Genomic DNA, 2,232 nt, shown 5'->3' with positions numbered 1-2,232 from the left:
CACGATCCGTTTTTCATCTTTTGCTTTGGATATTCACCCTCTCGACCTAGGATAGGCCCACAAAATTGGGAGGACGGATTATGAAAGTCGGAACTCTTGTGCTGACCGCAGCACTCTTGCTGCCATCCCTGGCGGCGGCAATGGGCTGCTCGGGCCGCGAACATCAGGCGCAATCCTGCGCGGCAGGCACCACTTGGGATTCAAACAGCCAAAGTTGCGTCAAGATCATCAACAGCTGACGCACATCTCACAGGTTTTTTATTGCGGACGCTCCGTTTTGAGGGGCGCCGGTTCTTTTTTGCACTAAACTCTATCCAAGTGATCAATTGGAGTGATTTTAATGCGTGTTTTGCTTGCTTTGGCCGTCGCCATGCCCGGATTTGCCTTTGCGGCTGGTGGCAACGGGAATGGTGGAACCACCTGGACCAACCCACCGAAACCGTCTGAGACCACCAAGACCTGCAAGGGCAAGCGGATCTGGGACCCAAACAAGAAACGCTGCGTGCGGCCCAAGAAATCGTCCCTGAACCAGCAGGGCCTGCTGAATGCAGCGCGTGAGCTGGCCTATGCGGGCCGCCAGCAGGATGCACAGGCAGTGCTGAGCGCGGCGCCGGACCAGCAGGATACCCTGGTGCTGACCTATTGGGGTTTCACCCATCGCAAACTGGGCAATTTGGAATTGGCGCAGACCTATTACGATCAGGCGCTTGAACAGGATCCGGATAACATACTTGCCCGCTCCTATATGGGCCAAGGCCTTGTGAAACAGGGGAAATACGGCGCGGCCCTGATACAGTGGAAAGAGATCAAGGCACGGGGCGGTGATGGCACCTGGGCCGAAGCTTCGCTGCGCAACGCCTTGGAAACAGGTGCAACTTACAGCTACTAGCTTCAGCCTTTCTTTACGGCTTGCGGCCTATCCTGCCCTCGATGATCAAGAAGAATCTTTGGTAGGGTGCGAGAATGCCTCAAGACAATTTGCTGGCGCTTCCGATGGCTTCAGGCGGGCCGGATCTGGGCGGGTTCGGTGCCCCGGCCCCTCTGGGCGGCGCGGGCGGCAGCGGGCTGAGCGGCAAGGCAAAGGCCGCAATTATCGTCCGGCTGCTGCTGAATGAAGGCGCAGAAATCCCGCTGGAGGAGCTGCCGGACGACTTGCAGCTGGAGCTGACCCAGCAGATGGGCAAGATGAGCATTGTCGATCGCGATACGCTGAATACGGTGGTCGGCGAATTTGCCGATCTGCTGGACAACGTTGGCCTGCATTTCCCCAATGGCCTGGCCGGTGCGCTGAATGCAATGCAAGGCAAGATCAGCCGCCACACCCACAGCCGTCTGCGCAAGGAAGCCGGTGTGCGCCAGTTCGGTGACCCATGGGAGCGCTTGAAACAGCTGCCGCCCGAAGATCTGGCAGGTCTGGCCGAGGCGGAAAGCACCGAAGTGGCCGCGGTTCCGCTGTCCAAGCTGGACACCGCCAAAGCGGCGCAAATGCTGGTGCATCTGCCCGGCCCGATTGCCCGCCGCATCACCTATGCCGTCAGCCACACCGCCAATGTGACGCCCGACACCGTGGACCGGATCGGCCTGTCGCTTGCCGCCCAGGTCGAAGCCCGGCCCGATCTCGCCTTTGATGAGACCCCGGGCCAGCGTCTTGGCGGCATCCTGACCGAGGCGGCGGCAGCCAAGCGCGACGAGGTGCTGACCGCGCTGGACGAAGAGGATGAGGACTTCGCCATCAAGGTGCGCAAAGCGATCTTTACTTACGCCCTGATCGGCGAACGGATGCAGCCGATCGACGTGCCCAAGCTGATGCGGGTGCTATCGCAGCCGGATCTGGTCACGGCCATGGCCTTTGCCACCGACGAAGAAGACGTTGCCACAAATGAATTCCTGCTCAAGAACATGTCCAGCCGGATGGCCGACAACATCCGCGAAGAGGTGGGCGAGCGCGGCAAAGTCAAGCGCAGCGATGGCGAGGTGGCGTTCAGCATGATCATCTCGGCCATGCGCGATTTGGTAGCAACAGGCGAAATCGATCTGAAATCCGACGAGGATGAGGAGGAAGGCGGCTAAGATCCGCCGCATATTCCGGTGCGGCAGGCGCGCAGATCATTCTGTCCGCGCCTGCGAGCGGCTTGTACCTGCCGGTCCGGCTGCGTATGATGCGGGCTTCCGGGCGCATTCCCGCGCCGCAGCCATCCAGACGCCATGCCCGTAGATCCTTCCGAGCTCTCC

At 60.3% G+C, this 2,232-nt stretch carries 3 protein-coding genes; all 3 read left to right on the top strand.

The window, feature by feature from the left end:
* Positions 1 to 80 precede the first annotated feature (80 nt).
* The 3 genes from A2I95_RS32625 (at position 81) to A2I95_RS32615 (ending at position 2,070) form a co-directional block, all read left to right on the top strand.
* Entirely contained in the window at positions 81 to 239 is a 159-nt protein-coding gene (locus tag A2I95_RS32625; RefSeq protein ID WP_291736512.1) for a hypothetical protein, read from the top strand.
* A 101-nt stretch (positions 240 to 340) separates the two neighbouring features.
* Positions 341 to 889, top strand: a complete 549-nt coding sequence (locus A2I95_RS32620) for a tetratricopeptide repeat protein (protein ID WP_291736511.1) — start codon at positions 341 to 343, stop codon at positions 887 to 889.
* Between the two features lie 74 nt (positions 890 to 963).
* On the top strand, positions 964 to 2,070 hold the full coding sequence (locus tag A2I95_RS32615) for a FliG C-terminal domain-containing protein (protein WP_291736508.1): 1,107 nt from the start codon (positions 964 to 966) through the stop codon (positions 2,068 to 2,070).
* The last annotated feature ends 162 nt before the right edge of the window (positions 2,071 to 2,232 follow it).

The organism is Leisingera sp. F5 (assembly GCF_001593695.1).
Note: the sequence above shows the minus strand (reverse complement) of the source record. Positions and strands in the feature narration are given on the sequence as shown.

What these genes read in the sequence shown, in the direction of transcription:
- A2I95_RS32625 (WP_291736512.1), top strand. Translation starts at nt 81, where the DNA reads ATGAAAGTCGGAACTCTTGTGCTGACCGCAGCACTCTTGCTGCCATCC.
- A2I95_RS32620 (WP_291736511.1), top strand. Translation starts at nt 341, where the DNA reads ATGCGTGTTTTGCTTGCTTTGGCCGTCGCCATGCCCGGATTTGCCTTT.
- A2I95_RS32615 (WP_291736508.1), top strand. Translation starts at nt 964, where the DNA reads ATGCCTCAAGACAATTTGCTGGCGCTTCCGATGGCTTCAGGCGGGCCG.